At 74.2% G+C, this 23,637-nt stretch carries 19 protein-coding genes, 1 tRNA gene and 1 pseudogene; 7 read left to right on the top strand and 14 right to left on the bottom strand.

All coding sequences use genetic code 11. The features are described from left to right. The first annotated feature begins 7 nt into the window (after positions 1-7). The gene (locus PUR61_RS40345; protein WP_329884902.1) at positions 8-589 is read left to right on the top strand and encodes a hypothetical protein; all 582 of its coding nucleotides are present in this window, start codon (positions 8-10) and stop codon (positions 587-589) included. Here PUR61_RS40345 and PUR61_RS40340 read toward each other — a convergent pair. From PUR61_RS40340 to PUR61_RS40315, 6 genes are all read right to left on the bottom strand, one after another. After that, positions 553-1,812, bottom strand: a complete 1,260-nt coding sequence (locus PUR61_RS40340) for a hypothetical protein (protein ID WP_443035320.1) — start codon at positions 1,810-1,812, stop codon at positions 553-555. The genes PUR61_RS40345 and PUR61_RS40340 overlap by 37 nt on opposite strands. A gap of 125 nt (positions 1,813-1,937) precedes the next feature. After that, complete coding sequence (locus PUR61_RS40335; RefSeq protein ID WP_329884901.1) at positions 1,938-3,209, bottom strand: LPXTG cell wall anchor domain-containing protein; 1,272 nt, start codon at positions 3,207-3,209, stop codon at positions 1,938-1,940. 371 nt (positions 3,210-3,580) lie between these two features. After that, the gene (locus tag PUR61_RS40330; protein ID WP_329884900.1) at positions 3,581-4,465 is read right to left on the bottom strand and encodes an NAD(P)-dependent oxidoreductase; all 885 of its coding nucleotides are present in this window, start codon (positions 4,463-4,465) and stop codon (positions 3,581-3,583) included. Positions 4,466-4,651: 186 nt separating this feature from the next. Then, positions 4,652-5,077 (bottom strand): YunG family protein, encoded by a 426-nt coding sequence (locus PUR61_RS40325; protein ID WP_329884899.1) that lies wholly within the window; start codon positions 5,075-5,077, stop codon positions 4,652-4,654. A gap of 43 nt (positions 5,078-5,120) precedes the next feature. Next, positions 5,121-5,537, bottom strand: coding sequence for a PPOX class F420-dependent oxidoreductase (locus tag PUR61_RS40320; RefSeq protein WP_329885010.1), 417 nt, complete (start codon positions 5,535-5,537; stop codon positions 5,121-5,123). Positions 5,538-5,830: 293 nt separating this feature from the next. Further along, positions 5,831-6,391: a GlcG/HbpS family heme-binding protein gene (locus tag PUR61_RS40315; RefSeq protein WP_329884898.1), complete on the bottom strand. Its 561-nt coding sequence runs from the start codon at positions 6,389-6,391 to the stop codon at positions 5,831-5,833. Positions 6,392-6,637: 246 nt separating this feature from the next. Here PUR61_RS40315 and PUR61_RS40310 point away from each other — a divergent pair, with 246 nt between their 5' ends. The 3 genes from PUR61_RS40310 to PUR61_RS40300 all read left to right on the top strand — a co-directional run bounded on the left by PUR61_RS40310 (position 6,638) and on the right by PUR61_RS40300 (position 9,923). Then, positions 6,638-8,020 (top strand): sensor histidine kinase, encoded by a 1,383-nt coding sequence (locus tag PUR61_RS40310; protein WP_443035319.1) that lies wholly within the window; start codon positions 6,638-6,640, stop codon positions 8,018-8,020. After that, complete coding sequence (locus PUR61_RS40305) at positions 8,017-8,661, top strand: response regulator transcription factor (RefSeq protein ID WP_329884897.1); 645 nt, start codon at positions 8,017-8,019, stop codon at positions 8,659-8,661. The genes PUR61_RS40310 and PUR61_RS40305 overlap by 4 nt, the downstream gene beginning before the upstream one ends. Positions 8,662-9,251: 590 nt before the next feature. Continuing rightward, positions 9,252-9,923: a TetR/AcrR family transcriptional regulator gene (locus PUR61_RS40300; RefSeq protein WP_329884896.1), complete on the top strand. Its 672-nt coding sequence runs from the start codon at positions 9,252-9,254 to the stop codon at positions 9,921-9,923. Positions 9,924-10,100: 177 nt separating this feature from the next. Here PUR61_RS40300 and PUR61_RS40295 read toward each other — a convergent pair whose 3' ends face one another. Then, positions 10,101-12,572, bottom strand: coding sequence for an ABC transporter permease (locus PUR61_RS40295; RefSeq protein WP_329885008.1), 2,472 nt, complete (start codon positions 12,570-12,572; stop codon positions 10,101-10,103). Next, complete coding sequence (locus PUR61_RS40290; protein ID WP_329884895.1) at positions 12,569-13,303, bottom strand: ABC transporter ATP-binding protein; 735 nt, start codon at positions 13,301-13,303, stop codon at positions 12,569-12,571. Before PUR61_RS40290 ends, PUR61_RS40295 begins: the two co-directional genes overlap by 4 nt. An 86-nt stretch (positions 13,304-13,389) precedes the next feature. Here PUR61_RS40290 and PUR61_RS40285 point away from each other — a divergent pair, with 86 nt between their 5' ends. Beyond that, positions 13,390-13,998, top strand: coding sequence for a response regulator transcription factor (locus PUR61_RS40285; protein ID WP_329884894.1), 609 nt, complete (start codon positions 13,390-13,392; stop codon positions 13,996-13,998). Between the two features lie 24 nt (positions 13,999-14,022). Here PUR61_RS40285 and PUR61_RS40280 read toward each other — a convergent pair whose 3' ends face one another. Both PUR61_RS40280 and PUR61_RS40275 read right to left on the bottom strand, forming a co-directional pair. Continuing rightward, positions 14,023-16,194, bottom strand: a complete 2,172-nt coding sequence (locus PUR61_RS40280) for a sensor histidine kinase (protein ID WP_329884893.1) — start codon at positions 16,192-16,194, stop codon at positions 14,023-14,025. Between the two features lie 76 nt (positions 16,195-16,270). Continuing rightward, positions 16,271-16,344: transfer RNA gene (locus tag PUR61_RS40275), tRNA-Gly, on the bottom strand. Between the two features lie 267 nt (positions 16,345-16,611). Here PUR61_RS40275 and PUR61_RS40270 point away from each other — a divergent pair. Together PUR61_RS40270 and dcd are read left to right on the top strand one after the other, a co-directional pair. Further along, positions 16,612-16,848 (top strand): hypothetical protein, encoded by a 237-nt coding sequence (locus PUR61_RS40270; protein WP_329884892.1) that lies wholly within the window; start codon positions 16,612-16,614, stop codon positions 16,846-16,848. 82 nt (positions 16,849-16,930) lie between these two features. Beyond that, the gene (gene dcd, locus PUR61_RS40265) at positions 16,931-17,506 is read left to right on the top strand and encodes a dCTP deaminase (RefSeq protein ID WP_329884891.1); all 576 of its coding nucleotides are present in this window, start codon (positions 16,931-16,933) and stop codon (positions 17,504-17,506) included. Between the two features lie 137 nt (positions 17,507-17,643). Here dcd and PUR61_RS40260 read toward each other — a convergent pair whose 3' ends face one another. The 4 genes and pseudogenes from PUR61_RS40260 to PUR61_RS40245 all read right to left on the bottom strand — a co-directional run bounded on the left by PUR61_RS40260 (position 17,644) and on the right by PUR61_RS40245 (position 23,517). After that, positions 17,644-18,534 (bottom strand): metal-dependent hydrolase, encoded by an 891-nt coding sequence (locus PUR61_RS40260; RefSeq protein WP_329884890.1) that lies wholly within the window; start codon positions 18,532-18,534, stop codon positions 17,644-17,646. 180 nt (positions 18,535-18,714) lie between these two features. Further along, the gene (locus PUR61_RS40255; RefSeq protein ID WP_329884889.1) at positions 18,715-19,662 is read right to left on the bottom strand and encodes a Yip1 family protein; all 948 of its coding nucleotides are present in this window, start codon (positions 19,660-19,662) and stop codon (positions 18,715-18,717) included. A 228-nt stretch (positions 19,663-19,890) separates the two neighbouring features. Next, a pseudogene (locus PUR61_RS40250) lies at positions 19,891-20,964 on the bottom strand (sugar phosphate nucleotidyltransferase); the annotation flags it as partial. 333 nt (positions 20,965-21,297) lie between these two features. Continuing rightward, positions 21,298-23,517, bottom strand: a complete 2,220-nt coding sequence (locus PUR61_RS40245) for a (Fe-S)-binding protein (RefSeq protein ID WP_329884888.1) — start codon at positions 23,515-23,517, stop codon at positions 21,298-21,300. Positions 23,518-23,637 lie beyond the last annotated feature (120 nt).

The following is a 23,637-nucleotide window of genomic DNA, read 5'->3' as shown; positions in this document are numbered from 1 at the left end:
CCGTTGCGTGAGGGTCAAGTCCAGTTTCACCGGTGCGACGCCGGTCTCCGGCGGTCACCTCAATCCACTGGTGACGGCCGGGTGCTGGTGGACCGGGCGACGGACACCCACCGGTCTGCCGCTGCGCGAGGCGACCGCGTACGCCGCGGTGCACACCGTCGGCGCGATCGCGGGGACGGGACCGGCCGACGCGATGTTCGGGCACCCGCTGTTCGAACTGTCCGCGGTCCCGCGCGGGGGCGGGGCGCTCCTGCTCGGCGAGGCGGTGGCCGCCGGAACGTTGCTGCTGGTGGTGACCGTGCCGGCGGGCGGCGGCCGTCGGCGACCGGTGTCGACGGCGGTCGGGCTCTGGGTCGGCGCCGCCTGCCGGGCGACCTCCTCGGGCGGCTTCGCCAACCCTGCCGTCACGCTCGGCCGGGCGTTCACCGACGGCTGGACCGGCATCGCCCCGGGGTCCGTCCCGGGCTTCGTCCTCGCGCAGACCGCGGGTGCCGCGGCCGGGCTCGCGCTCGCGGCCCTGTCGACCGGCAGGGTGCACCGGGCGGCGGACGGTCAGGCCGTCACCGGTTCGCGTTCGGGTTGCGGCTGAACGGACCGTGGTCCCCGACGTCCGGGCCGCCCGCGCCGTCGCCGGTCGGGCCAGAACAGCACGTACCCGGCGGACACCACCACGAAGGCCAGCCTGGCCAGGCCGCGTGCCGCGTCGGACGGGAGCAGCAGCGTGCCCCCGTACAGCGAGGCCAGCGCGATCCAGCTCCACCACGGCACCAGGCGCTGCTGGCCGACCGTGTCCCAGAGCAGGGTGCCGAGCAGGATCGACGCGGTGTAGTACGTGTAGACGCTCGGGTCGAGCAGGATCCGGGCGTCCGCCCCGAGCAGGACGACGGCCGGCCAGCGGCCCCGCCGGACCGCCAGGCAGCCCAGCGTGAGGCCGAGCGCGAACTGGGCCGGCCGGTCCCACCACGGGGTGGCCGGGTCGGTCACCCCGAACCAGCGCAGGGCGGAGGCGGGCTGGTTGGGGATGGTGAACTTGGCGGCCGCCATGGTGTCGAGGTCGCCCAGGTAGAACGGCAGCCAGGCGACGGCCACCAGCCCGGCGAACCAGAGCGCCGTCCGCAGCCAGGCCGGCCGGGGCAGGGCGAGGATCAGCGGCGCGAACGCCAGCGCCCACGGCTTGGAGTCGACCGCCAGCGCCAGGAAGACGCCGACCAGCCAGGCCCGTCCCCGGCTCAGCTCGTGCACCGCGAGGGTGGTGAAGAAGAGCGCCAGCACGTCGTCCAGGTGCGCGAAGCGGACGGACACCTCGACCCACATCGGGATGAACGCGAGCCCGGCGATCAGCAGCCGCTGCTGGAGCCGGCGGTGGTTGGTACCGGTGCCCAGGTAGTGCCGGGCCGCGGTGCGGCCGACCAGGACCAGCATCGCCAGGCCCAGCCCGGACATCACCGCCTCGGCCAGGACCGCGCCGGTGTGTGCGGGGAACGGGCCGAAGAGCCGTGCCGCGGCCAGGCTGACCGGGCCGATCTGGAGCTCGGGGTGGTGTGCGTAGAGCGAGAGGCCACCGTCGGGCCGGTCGCTGAAGAGCAGTTCCTCGCCCTGCCGGAGGTAGTGCCAGGAGAAGCCGCCGCTCGGTTCGACCAGCAGGAACCAGAGCACCGTCCAGGCGACCAGCAGGACGTGGTGCCGGCGGACCGGCAACCCGGCGATCCGGCCGGTGGCCGCCCCGTAGTCCGTGCCGGCCCGTCCCGGACGCCCCGAACCCCGTTCCCGCACACCCACCTCGTCCGCCGTTCCGCCCCCTCGGCCCGCCATCCTAGGTGACCTGACGAAACCGCCCGTGCCCCCGGGGTGCGGGAGCACGGGCGGTACGCGTCAGCGATGTGCGTCAGCGACGGGCGTCAGCTGTGCGCGTCGGCGACGGGCGTCGGCGGTGCGGCTCAGCCCTGCTGGGCGGAGCGACGGCGGCGCAGCACCACCAGGGTGCCGACACCGGCCGCGAGGACGGCGCCACCCGCGATCGCGATGGCGGTGGTGTTGTCACCGCCACCGGTGGTGGCCAGCGCCTTCTCGGCGTTGTCCGCGTTGGCGTTCGCCTTGACCACGGCGGCCGGGGTGATCGGCGGCGGCGAGACCTTCGGGATGCTCACCGGGAAGTCGATCGGCTCCCGCGCACCGGTGCCGCTGGGCGCCGGGGTGGGGCTCTCCGGAGCCGTGGTGGCCGGAGCCGTCGTGGCGGGCGCGGTGGTGACGGGGGCGCTCGGCGAGGTGCTCGCGCTCGGCGTCGTGCTCGCGGACGGCGTGGCCGTCGTGGACGGCGTCGCGGTCGCGGACGGGGAAGCGGTCGTCGTCGCCGACGGGCTCGCGGTGGTGCTCGGGGTCGCCGTCCCGCTCGGGGTGGTGCTCGGCGTGGTGCTCGGGGTCACCGTGGCGGACGGCGAGGGGGTTCCCGTCGGCGTCGTGGTGGCCGACGGGCTGCCGGTCGGCTTCACCGTCGGGCTCGTGCTGGGGGTGGTCGGCTTCGTCGTGGACGGCGTGGCGGTCGGGCTCGGCTTGCCGCCGGGCACGATGGTGAAACGCTCGCCGTGGATGCCGTCGCAGCTGAACTCGCCCTCACCGATGGGGGTGTTGCCCTCGGCCGCCGCGGAGAAGACCACGGGGACGACCCCGGCCGTGCCGAGCGGCGCGTCCTTGGTCACCGCGACGCGGACGGTGAGGGTGAGGCTCTTGCCCTTCTTGACGGCGAGCAGCGAGTTCTCGTAGTCCGGGTTGCCGTTGACGAGCTTGCTGAGCAGGAACAGCACACCGTCGTCGTCGGTCTCACCGCCGCCCGGGGCGGGGGCGGCGGGCAGCCACGTCTTGGTCTTGTCCAGGCCCTCGGGCAGCTGGTACTCGACCTTGAGCTGGTCCGCGCGCAGGTTGCCCTTGGCGTTCTTGAACTTGAGCAGCGGGTAGAAGACGAAGTCCGTCTTGGTGTCGTTGTCGATGGTGAAGCTGAACTGCTTGGACTCGCCGCCCGCGACGAAGGTGCTCGGCACCCCGTCCAGCGACAGGTCGAGCTGGCGGGAAGCCGCCTTGGCGGCCTGCGGCGCGGCGGCCGACGGCGAGCCCGTGGCGGCGGCGACGGCACCCTGGGCACCGGTCAGGGCCATCGAGGCAGCCAGCGCGGTGGCACCGGCGAGGGCGAGACTGCGCGGTATGGAGATGGACACGGGAGACCTCACGAGAGTGTCCGGGCAGGACCCGGGAGCGCGGGCGGACGCTGCTGTCCGAGCTGCCTTCCCCCCGCGAAGCTGGAAGTCCGACGGAGACTACCGAAGGAACCAGCCACTCGGAAAGGCGGGTGCCGTGTTGTCCCGAACCCCGCCCGATATCTGCCCAATTGACCCAACTCGGCCCGCTGACAGGTCTTTTGATCCCTTCCGTCAGATGCCCACGAAGTGACCGGAACACGCCCGTGGGGACCGTGTCGTACACCTCCGTGGCTTGAACCCGACGGCTCCAACGCGTGCGGCCTCCGTCCGGTTCCGGGTGACGGCCACCGGTTCGCCCCCGGCCGTGCCCGGCGTAGCGCCGGCCGGCGCTACGCCGGCAAGCCGGCCCGGCGGCGGGCGACGGCGGCGACGGCCGCCCAGTCCTTCTCGCCGTCCCCGTGGGCGAGCGCGTCCAGGAAGGCGTCCCGCAGCACGCTGCCGAACGGCAGCGGGACGTGCGCCGCAGCGCCCGCGGTGAGCGCGAGGTCGACGTCCTTGAGGCCCAGCGGAAGCCTGAACCCGGCCGGCTCGTAACGGCGTTCGGCCACCATCGAGCCGTAGCCGGTGTAGGCCGGTCCGGGGAAGAGGGTGCCGGTGAGCATCTCGACCAGGTCGGTCGGGCGGACCCCGTTGGCCTCGGCCAGGCTGCACGCCTCCGCCAGCGACTCGATCGCGCAGGCCAGCAGGAAGTTGGTGCTGATCTTGGCGGCGTTGGCCTGGACCGGGCGGTCGCCGAAGTGCCAGGTGCGCCGGCCCATCGCGGCCAGCAGCGGCTCGACCGCCGCCAGCGCGTCCGGGCTCCCGGCGGTCAGGATGTCGAGCGTCCCGGCCGCGGCCGCCGGTGGCCGGCCGAGCACGGGTGCGGCGACGTAGCCGATGCCGTGCTCGGTGTGCAGGGCCTCGGCCCGTTCGGCGAGCGCCACCGAGACCGTGGCCATGTTGACGTGCACGCCGGCGGCGGCGCCGGCCAGCAGCTCCGGGTCGAGCAGCAGCCGTTCGAAGGCCGTGTCGTCGGCGAGCATGGAGACCACCACCCCGGCGGCGAACGCGTCCGCCGGCCCGCCGGCCGCCTGCGCGCCCCGGGCGACCAGCTCGGCCACCGGTCCGGGCGAGCGGTTCCAGACCCGGACGGTGTACCCGGCTCCCAGCAGGTTCGCCGCCATGCCCCGGCCCATCGCGCCCAGTCCGACGAAGCCGACCGTCGTCCCGCCCATCCCACACTCCCGCTGCCGCCCGGCGGGCCGGTCGTCCGGCCACGATGCGCCCGACTGTACGTCAGCAGGCGACGACCGGCCCGCCGGGCGGGCGCGCCGTTCCGGTCCGTCCGTCGCGGGTCCCGTCCGGGCGGCGGCCCGGGAATCGGCTCGGGAATCGGCTCGGGTGCCGACCAGGGTGCCGGCTCAGGCGCAGGCGCGCTCCGGCAGCCGGCCGGCGGCGACCGCCCGGCCGGCCTCAAGGTGTGCGACGACCCGGCCGCGCAGCAGCTGGTACTGGGCCTGGAGCCGGCCCGGGCGCTGCGGGCGGGCGACCGGGCGGCCGGGGCCGACCCGCTCGTCCGGGCCGAACCGCGACCGGGTGAGGTCGACCTCGACGCCGGCGGCGGACCGGTTCCACCAGTGCAGGTCCGTCCGGACGCCGCCGGCGTACACCTCGCCCATCATCAGTTCGCCGCCGAGCAGGTCGTGCACCACCAGGGCGGTCGCCCCGCACTGGCCGCGGGCGGGGTTGTCGGGACGCCAGTGGGCCAGGTCCTCGGGCGCGCAGGTGTCGACACCCCAGGAGGAGCGGATCGCACGTTCGATGTCGTTGAGGGTCCACGCCGTCATAGCGGGAAGCCTGCCACGCGGCACTGACAGCGGCACAGGCTTTTCAGTGGGCAACCCCGTGTTCTGCGCTGACCTTCTCGATCTTCACCCGTACGAGGAGCTCGCCGGGGACGCCGTTGCGGGCGCCGTACTGCTCGGCGAGGTCCTCCCCCATGTACCGGGCGGCGATCCGGGTGGCCCACTCCCGCACCTCGGGCAGGTCGTCGACGAGCCGGGCCGTGCCCTGGACCAGGACGTAGGAGAACGGCGGCCGCTCGTCGTCCACGCAGAGCATCACCCGGCCGTCGCGGGCCAGCGTACGGCCCTTGACGGTGGCGGCACCCGTGTTGAAGACGATCTCGTCACCGTCCAGCAGGAACCAGACCGGCGCCACGTGCGGGCGGCCGTCGGCCCGGGTGGTGGCGATCTTGGCGGTACGGGTGCCGGCGGTGAGGAAGGCGCGCCATTCGGCCGCGGTCATGTCTGCCATGCCCCCATCCTGACCGCTCGGACGGCGCGGCGCGCGGAGGTCCGGCCACCTTGTTCGCGCCGGAGTGCGCCGTGGTGCCCCGGAGCGTGCCGAACCGCACCCACCCGCGCGGGGCTCGTACGGCCCCGGCCGGGGCAGGTGCGTGCGGTGCGCGCCGGGGCGGTCGGGGGCCCGCCCCGGCGCGCACGTCCCGTGCCGGGCGTCCGGCTGCCCGACGAGGGCCTCGACGCCCGTTCCCTGCCGAGGCCGCGCCGCCCGCGATCCGGCGGGCGTCGCGGCACCCGCTACTTGCCGAGCGCCGCGACGCCCGCCTGCGCGAACTGCTCGTCGAGGTCGCCGCTGGGCGCACCCGCGACGCCGATGCCCGCGACGGGCGCGCCCTTGGCCTGCACCGGGGCGCCGCCGGCCAGGAACAGGGTGCCCGGAATGTCCTTGAGGTTCGGCGCCTGCGCCAGCCGCTTGGCCAGCTCGGAGGTGGGCGCGTTCCAGGAGACCGCCGTGAACGCCTTGCGCTCGGCGGACTCCGGCGACTGCGGGCCGGCACCGTCGCCCTTGAGCAGGACCCGGGTGATGCCGTCCCGGTCCACCACCGCGACCGAGACGCGCTGGCCGGCCTTGGCGGCGGCGTCCAGGGTGGCCTGGGCGGCCTTGGTGGCGGCCTCGATGGTCAGGCCGGTGGTCTGGGTGAGGTTCTTGTTCTGGGTGTCGGCCTTGACGGCGGCCGCGACGGCCGGGGTCTCGGAGGAATCGGCGCTGGCCGAGACGGCGCCCACGGTGGCGGCGGCCAGCGCGGCGGCGGCGACGGTGCCGGTCAGCACCTTGGCGCGGGCGGAGGTCTTCTTCATGGTCGGGCTCCTCGTCGGATCGGTGGTGGGGACGGGATCGATCCTCCGGTTCCGGCCCCCCGCGCCACATCGGCGTTCCGGACACCGCCCGCAGGCATGATGGACGACGGACCCGTCAGCCGATCGGTTGATGCGCGACCGGGCCGCACGGGTCACCATCGAGGGATCGGCGCAGCTCGGCGCCGTACCCGCGCGCCGTGACCGGGGCGGGCGGACGGAAACAGGCGGCGGAGTGAGGAGGGGCCCGTGGACCGTGTCGGCCGCCCCCTCGCAGGCCCCGGCCCGGACGGCCCCGGCCCGGACGGCCCCGGCCCGGACGGCGACGCCTCCGACGCGCCCACCGGTCACGGCCCCCGCCCGCACCCCGGCGCGCACGTCCCCGACCCGGACGCGGGCCGGCTGGCCGTACTGCTCGACTCCGCCTTCCTGCTCCTGCTCGCCACCTCGCTCAGCCGGTTCCTCACCCATCACCCCGGCAACCCGCGCATCCCCTGGGTGCTCGGCCTGAGCATCACCCTGGCCGTCGCCCAGCCGGTCGGCTCCTGGCTGGCCCACCACCGCCCGCCCGCTCCGGGGCGCCGCCGCCGGCTCTGGCCGCTGACCCTGGTGACCGCGATCTGGGTGGTACTGGTGCTGATCGCGCCGAGCTTCGCGTGGTGCGCCGTCCCGCTGGTCTACACAGCGCTGCGGACCCTGCCGGCCCGGGCGGCGATCCCGCTGGTCGCGGCACTGACCCTGCTGGTGGTGGTCGGCGAGGTGCGGCTGCCCGGCGGGGTCGACGCCAACCTGCTCCTGCTGCCGCCCGCCGTCGCGGCCCTGGCCACCTCCGTCTTCCTGTACATGGAGCGACAGGCCGAGCGGCAGCGCGCGCTGATCGCCGACCTGGTCCGCACCCGGCGCGAGCTCGCCGAAACCGAGCGCCGGGAGGGCACCCTGGCGGAGCGTGAACGGCTGGCGATGGAGATCCACGACACCCTCGCCCAGGGGCTCTCCAGCCAGCAGATGCTGCTCCAGGCCGCCGACCGCACCTGGGACGGCGACCCGGCGACGGCGCGCGCCCACGTCCGTACCGCCGCCGACGTGGCGGCCCGGAACCTCGCGGAGGCCCGCCGCTTCGTCCACGACCTCGCACCCGCCGAGCTCGCCGACGGCCGCACGCTCGACCAGGCGCTCCGCTCGCTCGCCGAACGGGAGTCCGCCGAGAGCGGGCTGCCGGTCCGCTTCCACCTGGACGGCGCACCCGCCCCGCTGCCGGCCGCCGCGCAGGCCGCGCTGCTGCGGATCGCCCAGGGGGCCCTGGCCAACGTCCGGGAGCACGCCGGGGCGTCGGCCGCCGCGCTCACCCTCTCCTTCCTCGGCGACCAGGCCGTGCTGGACGTCGCCGACGACGGCCGCGGGTTCGACCCGGTCTCCCCCGGAACCCCCTCCGCCGACGGCAGCGCCCCCGCCTCCTCCCCCGCCGGCAGCCGCGGCCACGGCCTGCCCGCGATGCGCGCCCGGCTGCGTCAGCTCGGCGGCGCCCTGACCGTGGAGAGTGCCCCCGGCGAGGGCACCGTGGTCTCCGCCGCGGTCCCGCTCGCCCCCCGTCCCCCCGCCGAGCAGCGCCGACAAGCCCCGGAGCCCCGATGAACACCGACCCCGTGCCGTCCCCGGTCCGGCTGCTGGTCTGCGACGACCACGCCGTGGTCCGGGCCGGGTTGCTCGCCCTGCTGGCGAGCGCCGGTGACATCGAGGTGGTCGGCGAGGCGAGCAGCGGGGAGGAGGCGGTCGAGCTGGCGGCGCGGCTAGCACCGCAGGTGGTGCTGATGGACCTCCAACTCGGCGACGGCATCGACGGGGTGGAGGCCACCCGGCGGATCACCGCCGCTCCTGGCGCGCCGCACGTCCTGGTCCTCACCACGTACGACACGGACGCCGACATCACGCGGGCGATCGGCGCCGGCGCCACCGGCTACCTGCTGAAGGCCGAGCGGCCGGAGGAACTGTTCGCCGCGGTGCACTCGGCCGCGCAGGGCAGGACGGTGCTCTCCCCGCCGGTCGCCTCCCGGGTGATGGCGCAGATGCGGGCGCCGGCGCCACAGCCGACCGAGCGCGAGCTGGAGATCCTCGCCCAGCTCGCCCAAGGGCTCGGCAACCGGGAGATCGCCCGCGCGCTGTTCATCAGCGAGGCGACCGTGAAGACCCATCTGGGCCGGATCTACGAGAAGTTGGGTGTCGACACCCGGGCGGGCGCGGTGGCCGTCGCCAAGGAGCGCCGGCTGCTGCGCTGAGCGTTCGGACGGCCCCGTTCGGTATCGGCGACGACGCGGAATGCCGGATTTCGACGAGGGCCCGCGGGCCTCCGGCCGGCGCTCCCGCCGCCAGTCGCCGCCCCCTCCTCCGCTCCCTGCGCGAACGGCCCTTTCCCGGCGGCGACTTCCCTCGACCCCGGTCCACACCCCAGAATGTGGATGTTTCGTGGATCTCACTATTGACAAACCAACCATGCGGTTTGTTAACGTAATGATCAACGACGCCCTGCAGACAGGGGGCCTGCCGGGCCTGTGCGGAGCGCTCTCGCCGGAGAGCGGAGCCAGGGGGGACGGCGGGAGTCCGGGGAGTCGGGGGGAGCGGCGCATCGAGCCGTGCGAACGCGGCGCGGAGCGAGTCCGGGGGGACTCGCTCCGCGCCTCCCTGCTTTCCCGCCGGCCTCGACGCCTCCCGCGCGCCCGCACCCGTTCCCGCACCCTGCGCCCCGCGCCCGAATCCGCGCCCGGCACCCTTCCCCCGCACCTCGACGTCCTTCCCCTGCGCTCCGGGCCGTCCGTCCGGGTAAACTGCACCGAGTAGTGCAAATGAGCCCTGAGGAGGGACCCGCCCGATGAGCGCAGCGAACCCGGCACCGACCGCCGGCTCACGCCGGATGCCGGAGAAACGGCAGGCCATCGCCCGCGCGGCGAGCACGGTGTTCGGGCGCGAGGGCTACACCCGGGCGAGCGTCGACGCGATCGCCACCGAGGCCGGGGTGTCCAAGCGCACCATCTACAACCACTTCGGCGACAAGGAGAAGCTCTTCCTCTCCGTCGCGCTGGAGACCGCCGGCGAGCTCACCGAGATCGTCGCCGCCCTGGCCGACCGTCATCTGCACAAGATCGTCGACCTGGAGGCCGACCTGATCGCCTTCGCCGTCGACCGTGCCAAGGCCGTCCTCGCGGCCGGCGAACACTACGCGCTCGGCCGGACCATCCGCGCCGAGGCGGGCAACATCCCGCCCGACGTCCTGAACGCCTGGCTCGCCGCCGGCCCGCTCGCCTCCCACCGCGACCTCGCCGCCCACCTGGTCCGCCTGGCCGGCCAGGACCTGCTGACGGTCGACGACCCCGACCTCGCCGCCACCCACTTCACCCTGCTCACCTTCAGCGGCGCGGCCGACCAGTCCTTCTACGGCGCCGTCCCGATATCCGACGCCGCCCTCCACACCACCGTCTCCACCGGCGTCCAGGCCTTCCTCCGCCTCTACCGCCGCACCGCCCCCCGCCCCGCCGGCGCCTGACGGCCACCCCCACCTACAACCCCCCACCCCCGCGTCCCGCCCCACCGCAACTGCCGCCGCCGACCGGCACCGGCACCGGCACCGGCACCGGCAAGCCGCAGGTCGTACGACCTGCGGCCGGACCGCGAAGAGCGAACGGACGAGACGGCCCGACCGGAACGGCCGGGCCCGCCCCGCTCAGGCCGTCCGCCCCCCGTTCCCCAGCGCCACGCGCGCGGGGATCCAGGTGCCCACGGCGGCGAGCGCCGCGCCGCCGACGACAACGATCACGAGTTGGGTGACCGGTACCGCCACCGGCGCGGTACCCCGGGTGATGCCCCGGGCGTAGGCGGTGAGCACCCCGAAGGCGATGCCCAGGCCGAGGACCGTGGCGATCGCGACGGAGGCCGCGGTCTCCCAGCCGAGCATCCGCCGGACCTGGCCGCCGGTGGCCCCGGTCAGCCGCAGGGCGGCGAACTCGTGGCGCCGCTCGGTGATGCTCATGGCCAGGGTGTTGAGGACGGCGATGGCGACGAAGGCGACGATCAGACCGAGCGTCACGTAGCCGATCTGGGCACTCGTCCCGTTGCCCGCGGACTGGGCGGCGACGCGGTCGAGCACGCCGATGCCGGGCTCGGTCCGCAGCGCCGCGGCCAGGGCGTCGCGGGTGACGCCGTCCCCCCGGACGAGCAGGCTGTCGTCGAGCGGGACGTCGACGTGCGCGGCGACCGGTCCGTGCGCCAGGGTCAGGTCGCCGAAGGCCATCCCCCGGGCGTACAGGGCGACGACGGTGACCTCGTACGGCGTGCCGTCGGCGAGGGTGAGCCCGACCCGCTGGCCGATCCGGTACCCCAGCCCGTCCGCGGCCGCCGCCGTCCCCTCCGCCAGCCGGCCGAGGTCGCCCGCGGTCACCCCCAGGTCGAGGGTGTCGGACAGCCGCTCCGGCGTGACCGCCTGCACGCTGCGCTTCTCCAGACCGTCGCGCACCTGGCTGTGGAGCACCCGGGTCACGGTCCGGACGCCGGGGACGGCGGCGGCCGCCGCGGCGACGGAGGAGGGGACGCGGGGCCCGACCACCAGGTCGGCGACGTTCCCGCGGTCGCGCTGCGCGCTCGTCGCCCGGTCGACGGTGGTCCCGGTGAAGAGGATGGTGCAGGCCATCGCGATCAGCAGCGTCAACGGGGTGACGACCGAGGCCAGCCGGTGCGCCGCGGCCCGCAGGTTGTGGGCGGCGAGGTAGCCACCGACCCGGGACGCCCGCAGCGGCAGGCCCAGGACCGCCGCACCGGCCCGGGCGACCGGCGGCCCCAGCAGGGCGAGCGCGGTGCACCACAGCAGGACGGCGTTGAAGCAGACCGGGGTGGAGGACTGGTCCGAGTGCAGCGCGGTGAGCAGGACGGTGAGGACGACGGCGCCGGCAGTGGCGACGGTACCGAGGACGATCCGGACCGGGCCGATGCGCGGCGGCCTGAACTCGGCCTCGCCGAGGGCCTCGACCGGCTTGACGGCGGTGGCCCGCCGCGCCGAGATCCGGGCCGCGCCCCAGCCCGCGAGCAGGGTGGCCCCGGCCGCGGCGATCGCGGGGAACGGCGAGAGGACGACCGGGAAGTTCGCGGGGATCACGTCCAGGGAGACGAACCGGTCGTGCAGCCGGTCGCCCAGCGGCACGCCCGCGGCGGCACCGAGGATCCCGGCGGCCAGGCCGACCACGAGCGCTTCGCTGCCGATCATCTTCCGGACCTGCCGTCCGGTCGCGGCGACCGCCCGCAGCACCGCGATCTCGCGCTGGCGCTGCTGGATCGACAGGGCGAAGGTGCCGACCACCACCAGCAGGGCGACGATCAGGGAGGTGCCGCCCAGGACGGCGCCCATGCTGACCAGGCGCACCTGGGCGTTGGCGGCGTCGGGGAACTCCACCCGCCCGCGCTCGTCGCCGGTGCGGACCACGGCGACCGGGCCCCCCGCCATTCCCCGGAGCAGCTCCCTGACGTCGTCGGCGGCCGAGGGCGAGGACGGGAACACCCCGATAGCGCTGACCAGACCGTCGTGACCGGCGAGCCGACGGGCCTGCTCCGGGGCGAAGTACACCCCGGACTGGGCGGCGAACCCCTGCGTGGCGACGCCGACGACGCGGACGGTCGACGACCCCGTGGCGGTGCGGACCTGCACGGTGGAGCCGACGGACAGGTGGGACCGGGCCGCCGTGGCCGCGTCCAGCACGACCTCGTCGGCGGCCGACGGCGCGCCGCCCGAGGCCAGGGTCAGGCCGGACAGCGGCGCCGACTCCCAGCCGTGGCCCCACGAGTTGCGCGTGGGCCCGCCGGGCAGCAGCACGGGGAACATCACCTCGGTCGCGACGGCCCGCACCGAGGGCAGCGCCTCGATGCGCCCGGCGAGTGCGGCGGGCACCCAGGCCCGGTCGGTGATCGGCTTGGCCTTCTCCCTGGTCCTCCCCTCGCCCCGGTCCTCGACGTGGTGGACGTTCTGGTCCCCGGTGACCACGACCGGTGCGGCCGCGTACCGTTCGGGTTCGACGGTGCCGAGGATCCCCGTCGTCAGCAGCGTTCCGCAGCCGCTGACCAGGGCCGCGGCGCAGAACAGCGCGACGAACGCGCCGGCGAATCCGGCCCTGCGGTGCCGGAGGGTGGCGAGGGCGAGGCCGAACATCATCGGTTCCACGCTCCCAGGCGGATCATGCGGTCGGCGACCTTGGCGGCGGTCGGCCCGGACATCGTGTCGGCGACCCGGCCGTCGGCCAGGAACAGGACGTCGTCGGCGTAGGACGCCGCGACGGGGTCGTGGGTGACCATCACGACGGTCTGGCCGAGCTCGTCGACGGCCTGCCGGAGCAGGGTGAGGACCTCACGGGCCGTCATGGTGTCGAGCGCACCGGTGGGTTCGTCGGCGAAGAGCACCTCGGGATCGGAGACCAGGGCCCGGGCGATGGCGACGCGCTGCTGCTGCCCCCCGGACAGCTGGCCCGGGCGGTGCCCGGTCCGCTCCTGCAACCCCACCCGCCCGACCAGTTCGGCGAGCCGCGCGGCGTCGGCCCGCCGACCCGCGAGGCGCAGCGGCAGCGTGATGTTCTGCTCGACGGTCAGCGCCCCGACGAGGTTGAACGCCTGGAACACGAACCCCGCGCGCTCCCGGCGCAGTTCGGTCAGCTTCGTCTCGCTGAGCCGGGACAGGTCGGTGTCCCCCAGCCGGACCGTTCCGGACGTCGGACGGTCCAGGCCCGCCGCGCAGTGCAGGAACGTGCTCTTGCCCGAACCGGACGGCCCCATCACCGCGGTGAACCCGCCCTTCGGCAGCCGCACCGTCACCTCGCGCAGCGCGGCGACCGCACCCCGCCCCTTGCCGTAGACCTTGCTCACTGCTTCCAGCGTGATCGCTTCGCTCATGCTCCTCAGCCTGCCGATCCCCGGGCGCCCCCGGCAGGGACGGGATCACGAGCCACCCGTGACATCGTCACGGGTAGGGTCGGCGCATGATCAGACTCCTGCTGGCGGAGGACCAACACGTGGTGCGCAGCGCGCTGGTGGCGCTGCTGGAGCTGGAGCCGGACCTGGAGGTCGTCGCGCAGACGGGCTCCGCCGACGACGTGGTGCCGAGGGCGCTGGTCTTCACCCCCGACGTCGCGGTGCTCGACATCGAGATGCCGGGCCGGCTGGACGGGCTGCAGGCCGCTGCCGCGCTGAAGGAACGGGTTCCGGGCTGCCGGACCCTGATGCTCACCTCGAACGGCCGGCCCGGGCTGCTCCGCAGGGCCCTGGAGGCGAAGGTCGACGGCTTCCTGCTGAAGACCGCCCCGCCGGAGGAACTGGTGGCGGCGATCCGGCAGGTGGCCGGCGGCGGACGGGTGCTCGACCCGGGACTCGCGGTCGCGGCGTGGGACCTCGCCGACAATCCGCTGACGCCGCGGGAGAACGACGTGCTGCGGGAGCTGGCCGAGGGCGCCGAGCCGCCGGAGATCGCGACCCGGCTGCATCTGTCGACCGGCACCGTCCGCAACGTGCTGACCGCGGTCGTCGGCAAGCTCAACGCCCGCAACCGGACGGACGCGGTACGCATCGCCCGCGACGCGGGGTGGTTGTAGCGGCCGGCGCCGGCACGGTGGCCGTCAGTCCCGCGGCACCTCGGCGCGCAGCACGTACCAGCCGTCGTCCGGACCGGCCGACAGGGTGCCGCCGATGGCGGCGAGCCGGACGGTCAGCCCGCCGATCCCCGATCCGGGCGCGCTGACGCCGTCCGGCACCCCGTCGTTCTCCACCTCCAGGCGCACCGAGTCCCCGTCCAGCGAGGTGGCGATGCGTGCGTGGCGCGCGGAGCTGTGCCGCAGGAGGTTGGTGACGGCCTCCCGGAGGACCACGCTCAGGACGGCTCCCGCGGCCTCCGGAACCGGCCCGTCGTCGAGCTCCACCGTGATGGCGGCCGCCTCCAGGACGGCCGCCGCCGAGGCCAGTTCCGCGGCGAACGACAGCCGGGGGGCGGCGTCGACCACCGTTCGCAGCTCGCTCTCCCCGCGCTCGGCCAGACGCACGATGTCGCGCAGCTCGGCCCGGCTGCGGTCGGCGTCCGAGGCCGACAGCCGCCGGGCGAGCTCGGCCTTGAGCAGGATCGCGGTCAGCCCGTGGCCGAGCAGGTCGTGCAGGTCGCGGGCGGCGCGCAGGCGTTCGGTGACCACGGCGGCCCGGGCCAGCCCCGCCCCCGCCCGCTGGAGCTGCCGCACCAGGCGGACCAGCCGCAGCACCCCGTGGACGACGACGCAGGAGATCAGGACGTCGACGGCGGCGAACAGCCCCGGCACCGCACCGCCGCCACCGGCCGCGCCGCCGCCGACCGTCCCCCCGGGGATCAGGCCGCCGGTGATCAGGCCGCCGGCCACCGCCGCCGCGCCGGCGAGCGCCAGGCCGGCCCGGAGCGGCAGGGCGAACAGGAGCGCACCGGCCAGGATGCCGACCGCACCGATCCAGTTCCGCCCGAACCAGGGCAGCGGCAGGAAGGCGAGGGCCGCCGAGCCGAACAGGAGCAGCCGGGCGGGGCGCGCCGCGTCGCGGGTCGCGAAGCGGACCTGGAGTCCGCAGAGCAGCAGCAGGCACGGGACGCCGAGGCCGAGCAGGGGCACCGGGACGAACAGGACGGCCTTGACGCAGAAGGTGCCCAGCACGAGGACGTACAGGCCGAGCACCGTCCGCAGTTCGGGCGGATCCGCCAGCGCTGCCGGGGCGGGGGTGGCCGCGACCTCCGCCTCGACGGCGAAGCGCCCGTCCGGCTCCAGACCCGCCGTCAGCGAGCCGCCGACGGAGCGGACCCGGTCGGCGAGGCCGTCGAGGACCTCGGCGCCGAGCGCGGCCGTCGGCACACCGTCGCTGACCACCCGCAGCACCACCCGGCCGGCCCGTTCACCGGTGACGATCTCGCACCGCCGCGCGTCCCCGACCCGGACGACGGCGGTGACCGCCTCCCGCAGGACGGTCGCCAGTACCGTCCCGGCCGGTCCGAGCGGCTCCGAGTGCCCGATCCGGAGGTCGGCGGCGATGCCGGCGGAGGCGAGCAGGGCGCGGGCGCTGGCCGCCTCCGGGGCGAGCGACAGGCTGCGCAGCTCGGCCGCGGTGGCACGGGTCGCCGCCAGGGTCCGGCGGGCCGCGGCGATCAGGGCGTCCAGGACGGCCGGATCCTTCCGGAGCGCCAGGCCGCGGACCTCCCGCAGGCCCTCCGCGAGGCCGGCCTGCAGGCCGGCCGCGATCCGCAGCCGTTCGGCGGTCACCGCGGAGGCCGCCAGGGTGAGCCGGGCGGCGTGGACCCGCGTCGCGAGCAGCGCGAGCGTGGTGACGGCGTACAGCATGGCGGCGCCGATCACGAGGATGAGCATCAGGTCGACGACCGTGCGCGCGCTGCCCGACCGGGCCGCCTCGGTGAGCGCCGCCGCGCCACCCAGCAGGAACAGCGGGGTCCGGCGGCGCTCCAGCAGCAGCGAGGCGGCCGGGAGGCACAGCAGCCCGATCGAGACCCCGAGCGGAACGACCGCCAGCCAGCCGACGGCCAGTTCCGTGAGCGTCCAGGCCACGGGCGGAGCCGCGGGGACGGCCCGCCGCAGTCCCGGCTCGACATGGCGGAGCTGCACCGCCACCAGCAGCAGGCACGCCACGACGACCGCGAGCCCGGCACCCGGCTCCGCCGGTACCCGGGCGAGCCCCTTCAGGAGGTGCACCGAGGCCACGGCGGCGGCCACCCCGCCCACCAGCGCACGCGACGACCGCGGCGCGACGTCGCCGCTCGCTACCCCCTCCACCCGGGGCATGCTACGCGGAACCCGATCACCCCGGACGACGAGAAAGCCCCAGGCCGTGGGCCTGGGGCTTTCCTTGTGGAGCGGGCGACGAGAATCGAACTCGCACTCTAAGCTTGGGAAGCTCATGTTCTACCACTAAACTACGCCCGCCTGACGAGCCGTCAGAGACCGCTCGATCTGTGCCCACTGTACCCCATGGGTGACACCCGTTGCACAGCTGATCGGAGGCCGTGGCGGAGCCGCGGGGGGCGGTCGGCGAGGCGTACTGTGTGGGCCGCGTGAGAGCGCCGCGGCGGGCGGGGCGCGGGGCGGCGAGCCTTGGTGTGGAATGTCCGGAACATCCCCTAATGTGACGCTGGTCCCGTGGGCTGTCGCCCGTTCGGGGCGCGACGAGTACGGGTGAGTAGCGGGGTAAGGATGGGAAGGGGATCGATGGAGCAGCGCGCCGTCGTTCGTTGTGCCGAGGGGCACCTGTTCAGCACCACCACGTTCCCGATGCAGAATCTCGGGCCCGGCCGGCTGGGGCCGGGGCGGCTGATCCGCTGTCCGCAGTGCGGACGGCTGAGGAGTTCGGTGCTGGCCAATGTGCGGGAGCTGTCCGAGCCGCAACTGGCCCGGGCCCTGCAGCTGGAGGCCGCGGAGTTCCTGGCCTGACCGGGGTGACCGCGGGACGGTGGTGACTGGTGCGGCCCCGGGCGATTCGTCCGGGGCCGCGTCGTGCACGTAACCTCGAAGCGTGCTGCTCTCTGACAAGGACATCCGGACCGAGATCGACAAGGGCCGGGTCGTGATCGACCCCTTCGACCCTGCGATGATCCAGCCCTCCAGTATCGACGTACGACTGGACCGCTTCTTCCGGGTCTTCGAGAACCACCGCTACCCGCACATCGACCCCTCCGAGGAGCAGCCGGACCTGACCCGGCTGGTCGAGCCGGAGGAGGACGAGGCGTTCATCCTCCACCCCGGCGAGTTCGTCCTGGCGTCGACCTACGAGGTCATCTCGCTGCCGGACGACGTCGCCTCCCGCCTGGAGGGCAAGTCCAGCCTGGGCCGCCTCGGGCTGCTGACGCACTCCACGGCCGGCTTCATCGACCCGGGCTTCAGCGGGCACGTCACGCTGGAGCTGTCGAACGTCGCGACGCTGCCGATCAAGCTCTACCCCGGGATGAAGATCGGGCAGCTCTGCCTGTTCCGGCTCTCCTCGCCGTCCGAGCACCCGTACGGCTCGGAGCGCTACGGCTCGCGCTACCAGGGGCAGCGCGGTCCGACGCCGTCCCGCTCGTACCTGAACTTCCACCGCACCAAGGTCTGACCACCGCGCGCGGCGGCGACCGCACGACGGCAGGACCGCACGGCAGCAGAGCAGAGCCGACGTGGGCGGTCGCCCCGGGAGACCGGGGCGACCGCCCACCGGCGTTCACGGGTGTTCCGCGGGTGCGGCGCCGGCGCTCAGGCGCGCTTCGGGCGGGTGACGGCGACCAGCTCGCTGCCGTCCTCGGAGAGCCGCAGCTCGGTGCGGAGCTCGGTCAGCTCACCGAGGTGGTGCAGGTGGGTACCGCCGCAGGCGATCTGCGCCGGGCCCTCGGGCAGCTCGCAGTGCCACTGCCGGCGCGCGGTGAGTTCCGGGCCGGGGACATCGATGCGGACCGGGGCGTCGGCGGCGACCCAGGCGGCCAGCCGCCGGTTGACGGCCCCGGTGAGCGCGGGAAGCGCGTCGGCGAGCGCGGGGTGGTCCTCGGTGGCCTCCGCGGTGAAGCCCTTCTTGCGGAGCGACTTGCCGAGCCGGTACGTATCGGTGCTCGCCTCGGTGTCCATCACGGAGCCGGCCATGGCGAGGCTGTCGAAGTCCGGGTGGCCGAAGGCGTCGGAGCGGCCCGGGTCCTTGCGCCAGCGCGGGGCGAGCGCCTCGTTCAGGGCGAGGGCGAGCAGGTGGCAGCCGCTGTGGGAGGCGCAGAGGGCGCCGCGGCGCTCGGCGTCGACGGCGAGCGTGGCGGTCCGGCCGACGATGTCGCCCGGGTCGGCCGCCAGGACGTGCAGGACCAGCCAGGACCACTCCTCGTCACCGCGCCGGACCGGGATGTCGGCGCCGACCAGCAGCTCGCCGCCCTCGGGACCGACGGCGCCGGTGAGGCAGTCGACGACGGCCAGCCCGGTGCCGTCGACGGTCAGGGTGCCGAGGTCGGCCGGCTGGTCGGGCCAGGTGTGGTCGAGCGGGTGGAACGGGGTCGCCCCGGTGACGACGGCGTACCGGCCGCCGTCCAGCGGGTGCACCGCGAGCACCGTCGACTCGCCGGTCACCGCCCCGGCCGGGAAGCTGACGTGGGTGGTGGGGAGGGTCATGCCTGGCTCCGTGCGGGTGAGGGTGGACGCAGTACGCGGACATGCGGACGGGCCCCGAGACGGGGCCCGTCGACCATTCTCCCCCGGCCGGAGGACGCCGGGAGAGGCCGGGAAGGAGGCGGAGAACCGGAGGGGGCCGGGGAACCGGCGAGAAGGACGGCTCGGATCGGGGCGGGGGCCTCAGCCCAGGGTCGGTAGCTTGATCAGCACCAGCAGCGCCAGCAGTTGCAGCGCCCCCGCGCCGGCCGCCTTGCCCCACGGCAGGTCGTGCAGCCGCCGGACCATGGTGGTCAGCAGGACGGCGCAGAGCAGCCAGGTGGCCCAGCCGACGACCTGCACCACGATGTTGTCGGCCGGCAGCGCGAGGGCGAGCAGCAGCCGGGGCGCGTCGGTGGTCCAGCCGATCAGCACGGCGAGGCCGACCGTCGACTTCCAGGGGCCGTCCCCGCCGAACTGGCGGGCCAGCGCGTACGTCACCGCGCCCAGCATGCCGCCGGCCAGGGTGAAGCCGACCGCCGCCGCGAGCAGCGAGGTGAGCGCCACGGTGAAGGTCGAGTTGACCACGTCGTCGCGGGTCATCCCGAGGCCGAGCACGGCGAGGGCGCCGTACAGCAGCGAGACGGTGACGGCGGGCAGCCAGACCTGGTGGTCCCGGGTGCGGTCGAAGGTCGCGGTGGGGGTGCGGAAGAGGCCGATCAGCAGCTCGCGCCAGTTCGGCCGCGGCCCGGCGGCGTGCGGCGCGGACTGGCCGCCGGCGCGGTAGACGGCGACGTTGTCCTGGCCGTAGGGCTGCTCGTCCGGGTAGCCCTGCGACTGCCCGTACTGTTCCTGCCCGTACGGGGGCGCCTGGTACGGCTGCCCGTGCTCGTCGTAGTAGTACGGCTCGCCCGCGTACGGGTCGCTGCCGGTCGGGAACGCCCGGGTGTGACCCGGCTGGTTCGCCGCGTACGGATCGTGCGGGCCCTGCGGGGCATACGGGCCCTGCTGCGGAGCTCCCTGCGGGCCGGTGAAGTACTCCGGTCCGTCGGTCGGCCCGTGCCCCCCGGGCGCCGCCTGCTGCTGCGGAGGCGCCGACCACCCGCCACGGGGGTCGGCGCCCTGACCGCTGTCGTATCGATTGCCAGCCACGCTCCGAAGGTACCCGCCCGACCGGCTCCGTGGCGGCCGGGCACCGGACCGGGTCCGGTTTGCAGCGAGCCTGTGACGCCCGCACGGCCTGCGGGGACCAGCGAGGCGCCCGGGACCACCGGGACCACCGGGTCGGGCGGCCGGACGGAACGCCTAGCGCTGCGCGGTGACCTTCGGCCCGTGCACCGCGGCCGCGGCGGCGGTGCCCGCCGGGCAGCCGCCGGGACCGGCCGAGGTGCGGACGGCGCCGGCCGGCAGCAGGGTGCCGCAGGCGATCCGGATGCCGTTCGGAAGCTCGTTGTCGGGCTCGACGATCGCGCCGTCGCCGATCACCGCGCCGTCCAGCGCGGTCCGCTCGCCGACCGTGGCGTAGGCGCCCACGATCGAGTCCTTGACCAGGGTGTCCGCCCCGATGAGCGCGCCGGGCAGGATCACGCTGCCCTCGACGATCGCACCGGACTCGACGACCGCGCCCTCGGAGACCACGGTGCCGCCGCTCAGCACGGCGCCCCGCTGGACGGTGGCGCCGGGCAGCAGCAGGGCGTCGCCGGTCGGGCCGGGCACGGCCGGCGAGTCGACCTTGCCGAGCACGAGGTCGGCCGAGCCGCGGACGAAGGCGGCCGGGGTGCCGAGGTCGAGCCAGTAGGAGGTGTCCACGACGCCGCGCAGCAGCGCGCCGGTGGCCAGCAACTCCGGGAAGGTCTCGCGCTCGACGGAGACCTCGCGGCCGGCCGGGATGCGGTCGATGACGGAGCGGGTGAAGACGTAGCAGCCGGCGTTGATCTGGTCGGTGACGATCTGCTCGGGCGTCTCCGGCTTCTCCAGGAACTCCAGGACCCGGCCGTGCTCGTCGGTCGGGACGAGTCCGAAGGCGCGCGGGTCCTCGACCCGGGTGAGGTGCAGCGTGACGTCGGCCCCGGCGGCCACGTGGCCGTCGCGCAGGGCGGCGATGTCGACCCCGGAGAGGATGTCGCCGTTGAAGACCAGGACCGGTTCGTCGGGGCCGCAGGTCAGCCCGGTGGCGGCGTTGCGGATGGCTCCGCCGGTGCCGAGCGGCTCGCGTTCGGTCAGGTAGACCAGTTCGATGCCGTACGGGGTGCCGTCCTGGAAGTGGTCCTCGAAGACCTCGGCCAGGTAGGAGGTCGCGAGCACCACGCGGGTGACCCCGGCCGCTGCCGCGCGGGCCAGCTGGTGCGCGATGAACGGGACGCCTGCCACGGGCAGCATGGGCTTGGGGGTGTGGGTGGTCAGCGGACGCAGTCGCGTGCCCTTACCACCGACCAGCATGATCGCCTCGGTCATGGTCTGCGCTGTTCCCCTTGTGGTCTCTGCGGCCCGGCCCGGCGGGCCGATACCTCCGTCGGTGGTCAGAAATGCCGTTCCGGGAGCCGGAACGGATCGACCGGCACGAGGGCCGGTCCGGCGCCTACTGTATTTCCTTCTGACAGGGACGCCGTCCGGTGGTCCGGTGGTTGGCGCCCCGCCCGAGGGATTCGCACCCGAAAAGCCCGGCCCGGCGGGCGCACGTGGCACTCGCCGGGCCGGGTGGTTGTTGCAGAACTGTCGAACAACTGGGCGGCGGAGTGGCCGGGTTCGCCCCGTCACCGCCCCGTCATCACCACGTCACCGCCTCGTTCAGGCGTCGACGGTCTCGGTTTCGGCCTCGGCCGGCGGGGCCGCCTTGACCGAGTCGAGCAGCAGCTGGGCGACGTCGACGACCTTCAGGTGTTCCTTCGCCGCGCCCTCGTTCTTCTTGCCGTTCACGGAGTCGGAGAGCATGACGAGGCAGAAGGGGCAGGCGGTGGAGACGATGTCCGGGTTGAGCGAGAGGGCCTCGTCCACGCGCTCGGTGTTGATCCGCTTGCCGATGCGCTCCTCCATCCACATCCGCGCGCCGCCGGCGCCGCAGCAGAAGCCGCGCTCCTTGTGGCGGTGCATCTCCTGCTGGCGCAGGCCCGGGACCTTGTCCATGATCTCGCGCGGCGGGCTGTAGACCTTGTTGTGGCGGCCCAGGTAGCAGGGGTCGTGGTAGGTGATCAGGCCCTCGACCGGGTTGACCGGGACGAGCTTGCCCTCGTCGATCAGGTGCTGCAGCAGCTGGGTGTGGTGGATGACCTCGAAGTGGCCGCCCAGCTGCGGGTACTCGTTGGCGATGGTGTTGAAGCAGTGCGGGCAGGTCGCCACGATCCGCTTGACCGGGGCGTCCTCCAGCGCAGCGTTCAGCGTCTCGACGTTCTGCGCGCCGAGCATCTGGAAGAGGAACTCGTTGCCGAGGCGGCGGGCGGAGTCACCGGTGCAGGACTCCTCCTTGCCGAGGATGGCGAACTGCACGCCGGCGGTGTGCAGCAGCTCCGCGAAGGCCTTGGTGGTCTTCTTGGCGCGGTCCTCCAGGGCGCCGGCGCAGCCGACCCAGTAGAGGTACTCGACCTCGGCGGGGTCGATGTCCTCACCGATCACCGGCACCTCGATGCCGGTCTCCTTCTTGAGCTCCTTGACCCAGTCCAGGCGGGCCTTGGTGGCCATGCCCCACGGGTTGCCCTTGTTCTCCAGGTTCTTGAGCATCGCCCCGGCCTCGGTCGGGAACGAGGACTCGATCATCACCTGGTAGCGGCGCATGTCGACGATGTGGTCGATGTGCTCGATGTCCACCGGGCACTGCTCGACGCAGGCGCCGCAGGTGGTGCAGGACCACAGCACGTCGGGGTCGATGACCCCGTTCTCCTCCGCAGTGCCGATCAGCGGGCGCTCGGCCTCGGCCAGCGCGGCGGCGGGGACGCCGGCGAGCTGCTCGGCGGTCGCCCGCTCCTCGCCCTCCAGGTCCTTGCCGCCGCCGGCGAGCAGGTACGGCGCCTTGGCGAAGGCGTGCTCCCGCAGGCTCATGATCAGCAGCTTGGGCGAGAGCGGCTTGCCGGTGTTCCAGGCCGGGCACTGCGACTGGCAGCGTCCGCACTCGGTACAGGTGGAGAAGTCGAGGATGCCCTTCCAGGAGAAGTGCTCGACCTGGGAGACGCCGAAGACGGCGTCGTCGGCCGGGTCCTCGAAGTCGATCGGCTGCCCGCCGCTGGCCATCGGACGCAGCTCGCCGAGGGCGACGTCGCCGTCCTCCTCGCGCTTGAAGTAGATGTTGAAGAACGCGAGGAAGCGGTGCCAGGCGACGCCCATCGAGGGGTTGATGCCGATGGTGACGGCCCAGGCGAAGGAGGTGCAGATCTTCAGCATCGCGAAGACGTAGACCAGGTTCTCCAGGGTGCCGTGCGACAGGCCCTTGAAGGCCAGCACCAGCGGGTAGGAGATCAGGTACTTCGCCTCGTACGAGCCCACGTGCTCCAGCGCGCCCTCCAGGCCGCGCAGGATCATGATGCACAGGCCGATGCCGAGGATCGTGTACTCGACGTAGAAGGCCTGCCAGGCGATCGAGCCGGCGAAGCGCGACTTGCGGCCCGCCCGGCCCGGCAGGCTGAGCAGGCGGATCACGATGAGGGTGGCGATGCCGAGGGTGGTGAACGTGCCGACCAGCTCGGTGAAGAGCTCGTACGGCAGCCAGCCGCCGAGCACCGGCAGCACGAACTCGGCGTCGAACAGCTGGAAGAAGGCGGTCAGCAGGGTCAGGCCCAGCGTGAAGAAGCCGACCGCGACGAACCAGTGGGCGACGCCGACGACGCCCCAGCGGTTCATCCGGGTGTGGCCGACGAACTCGACCGCCACGGTCTTCGCGCGCAGGGCGGGCTGCCCGAACCGGGTCGGGTCCGGCTGACCGGTCCGCACCACCTTGTAGATGTACAGCGCCGCACGGGCGGCGAGCGCGGTGCCGACCACGAACGTGACCAGCGAGATGACGATCGCTGCTAGCTGCATCGGCTCTCCGTCTCCTGCGGCTTTCTGGGGGTGCTGGGGTGCTGGGGGTACAGACTCTCGCGGTGATTGTACTCGCCGGTAACTTGCAGGGCCGACGGGCCGGACATTACCGCTCGTTAA

This window comes from Streptomyces sp. BE20 (assembly GCF_036322525.1).
Lineage (GTDB): Bacteria > Actinomycetota > Actinomycetes > Streptomycetales > Streptomycetaceae > Kitasatospora.
This window is presented reverse-complemented; position numbering and strand designations above follow the sequence as displayed.

Excerpts from the sequence above, each read along its gene's own strand:
- PUR61_RS40340 (WP_443035320.1), bottom strand. The coding sequence starts at position 1,812 with ATGGCGGGCCGAGGGGGCGGAACGGCGGACGAGGTGGGTGTGCGGGAA.
- PUR61_RS40330 (WP_329884900.1), bottom strand. The coding sequence starts at position 4,465 with ATGGGCGGGACGACGGTCGGCTTCGTCGGACTGGGCGCGATGGGCCGG.
- PUR61_RS40325 (WP_329884899.1), bottom strand. The coding sequence starts at position 5,077 with ATGACGGCGTGGACCCTCAACGACATCGAACGTGCGATCCGCTCCTCC.
- PUR61_RS40320 (WP_329885010.1), bottom strand. The coding sequence starts at position 5,537 with ATGACCGCGGCCGAATGGCGCGCCTTCCTCACCGCCGGCACCCGTACC.
- PUR61_RS40315 (WP_329884898.1), bottom strand. The coding sequence starts at position 6,391 with ATGAAGAAGACCTCCGCCCGCGCCAAGGTGCTGACCGGCACCGTCGCC.
- PUR61_RS40305 (WP_329884897.1), top strand. The coding sequence starts at position 8,017 with ATGAACACCGACCCCGTGCCGTCCCCGGTCCGGCTGCTGGTCTGCGAC.
- PUR61_RS40300 (WP_329884896.1), top strand. The coding sequence starts at position 9,252 with ATGAGCGCAGCGAACCCGGCACCGACCGCCGGCTCACGCCGGATGCCG.
- PUR61_RS40295 (WP_329885008.1), bottom strand. The coding sequence starts at position 12,572 with ATGATGTTCGGCCTCGCCCTCGCCACCCTCCGGCACCGCAGGGCCGGA.
- PUR61_RS40290 (WP_329884895.1), bottom strand. The coding sequence starts at position 13,303 with ATGAGCGAAGCGATCACGCTGGAAGCAGTGAGCAAGGTCTACGGCAAG.
- PUR61_RS40285 (WP_329884894.1), top strand. The coding sequence starts at position 13,390 with ATGATCAGACTCCTGCTGGCGGAGGACCAACACGTGGTGCGCAGCGCG.
- PUR61_RS40270 (WP_329884892.1), top strand. The coding sequence starts at position 16,612 with ATGGGAAGGGGATCGATGGAGCAGCGCGCCGTCGTTCGTTGTGCCGAG.
- PUR61_RS40260 (WP_329884890.1), bottom strand. The coding sequence starts at position 18,534 with ATGACCCTCCCCACCACCCACGTCAGCTTCCCGGCCGGGGCGGTGACC.
- PUR61_RS40245 (WP_329884888.1), bottom strand. The coding sequence starts at position 23,517 with ATGCAGCTAGCAGCGATCGTCATCTCGCTGGTCACGTTCGTGGTCGGC.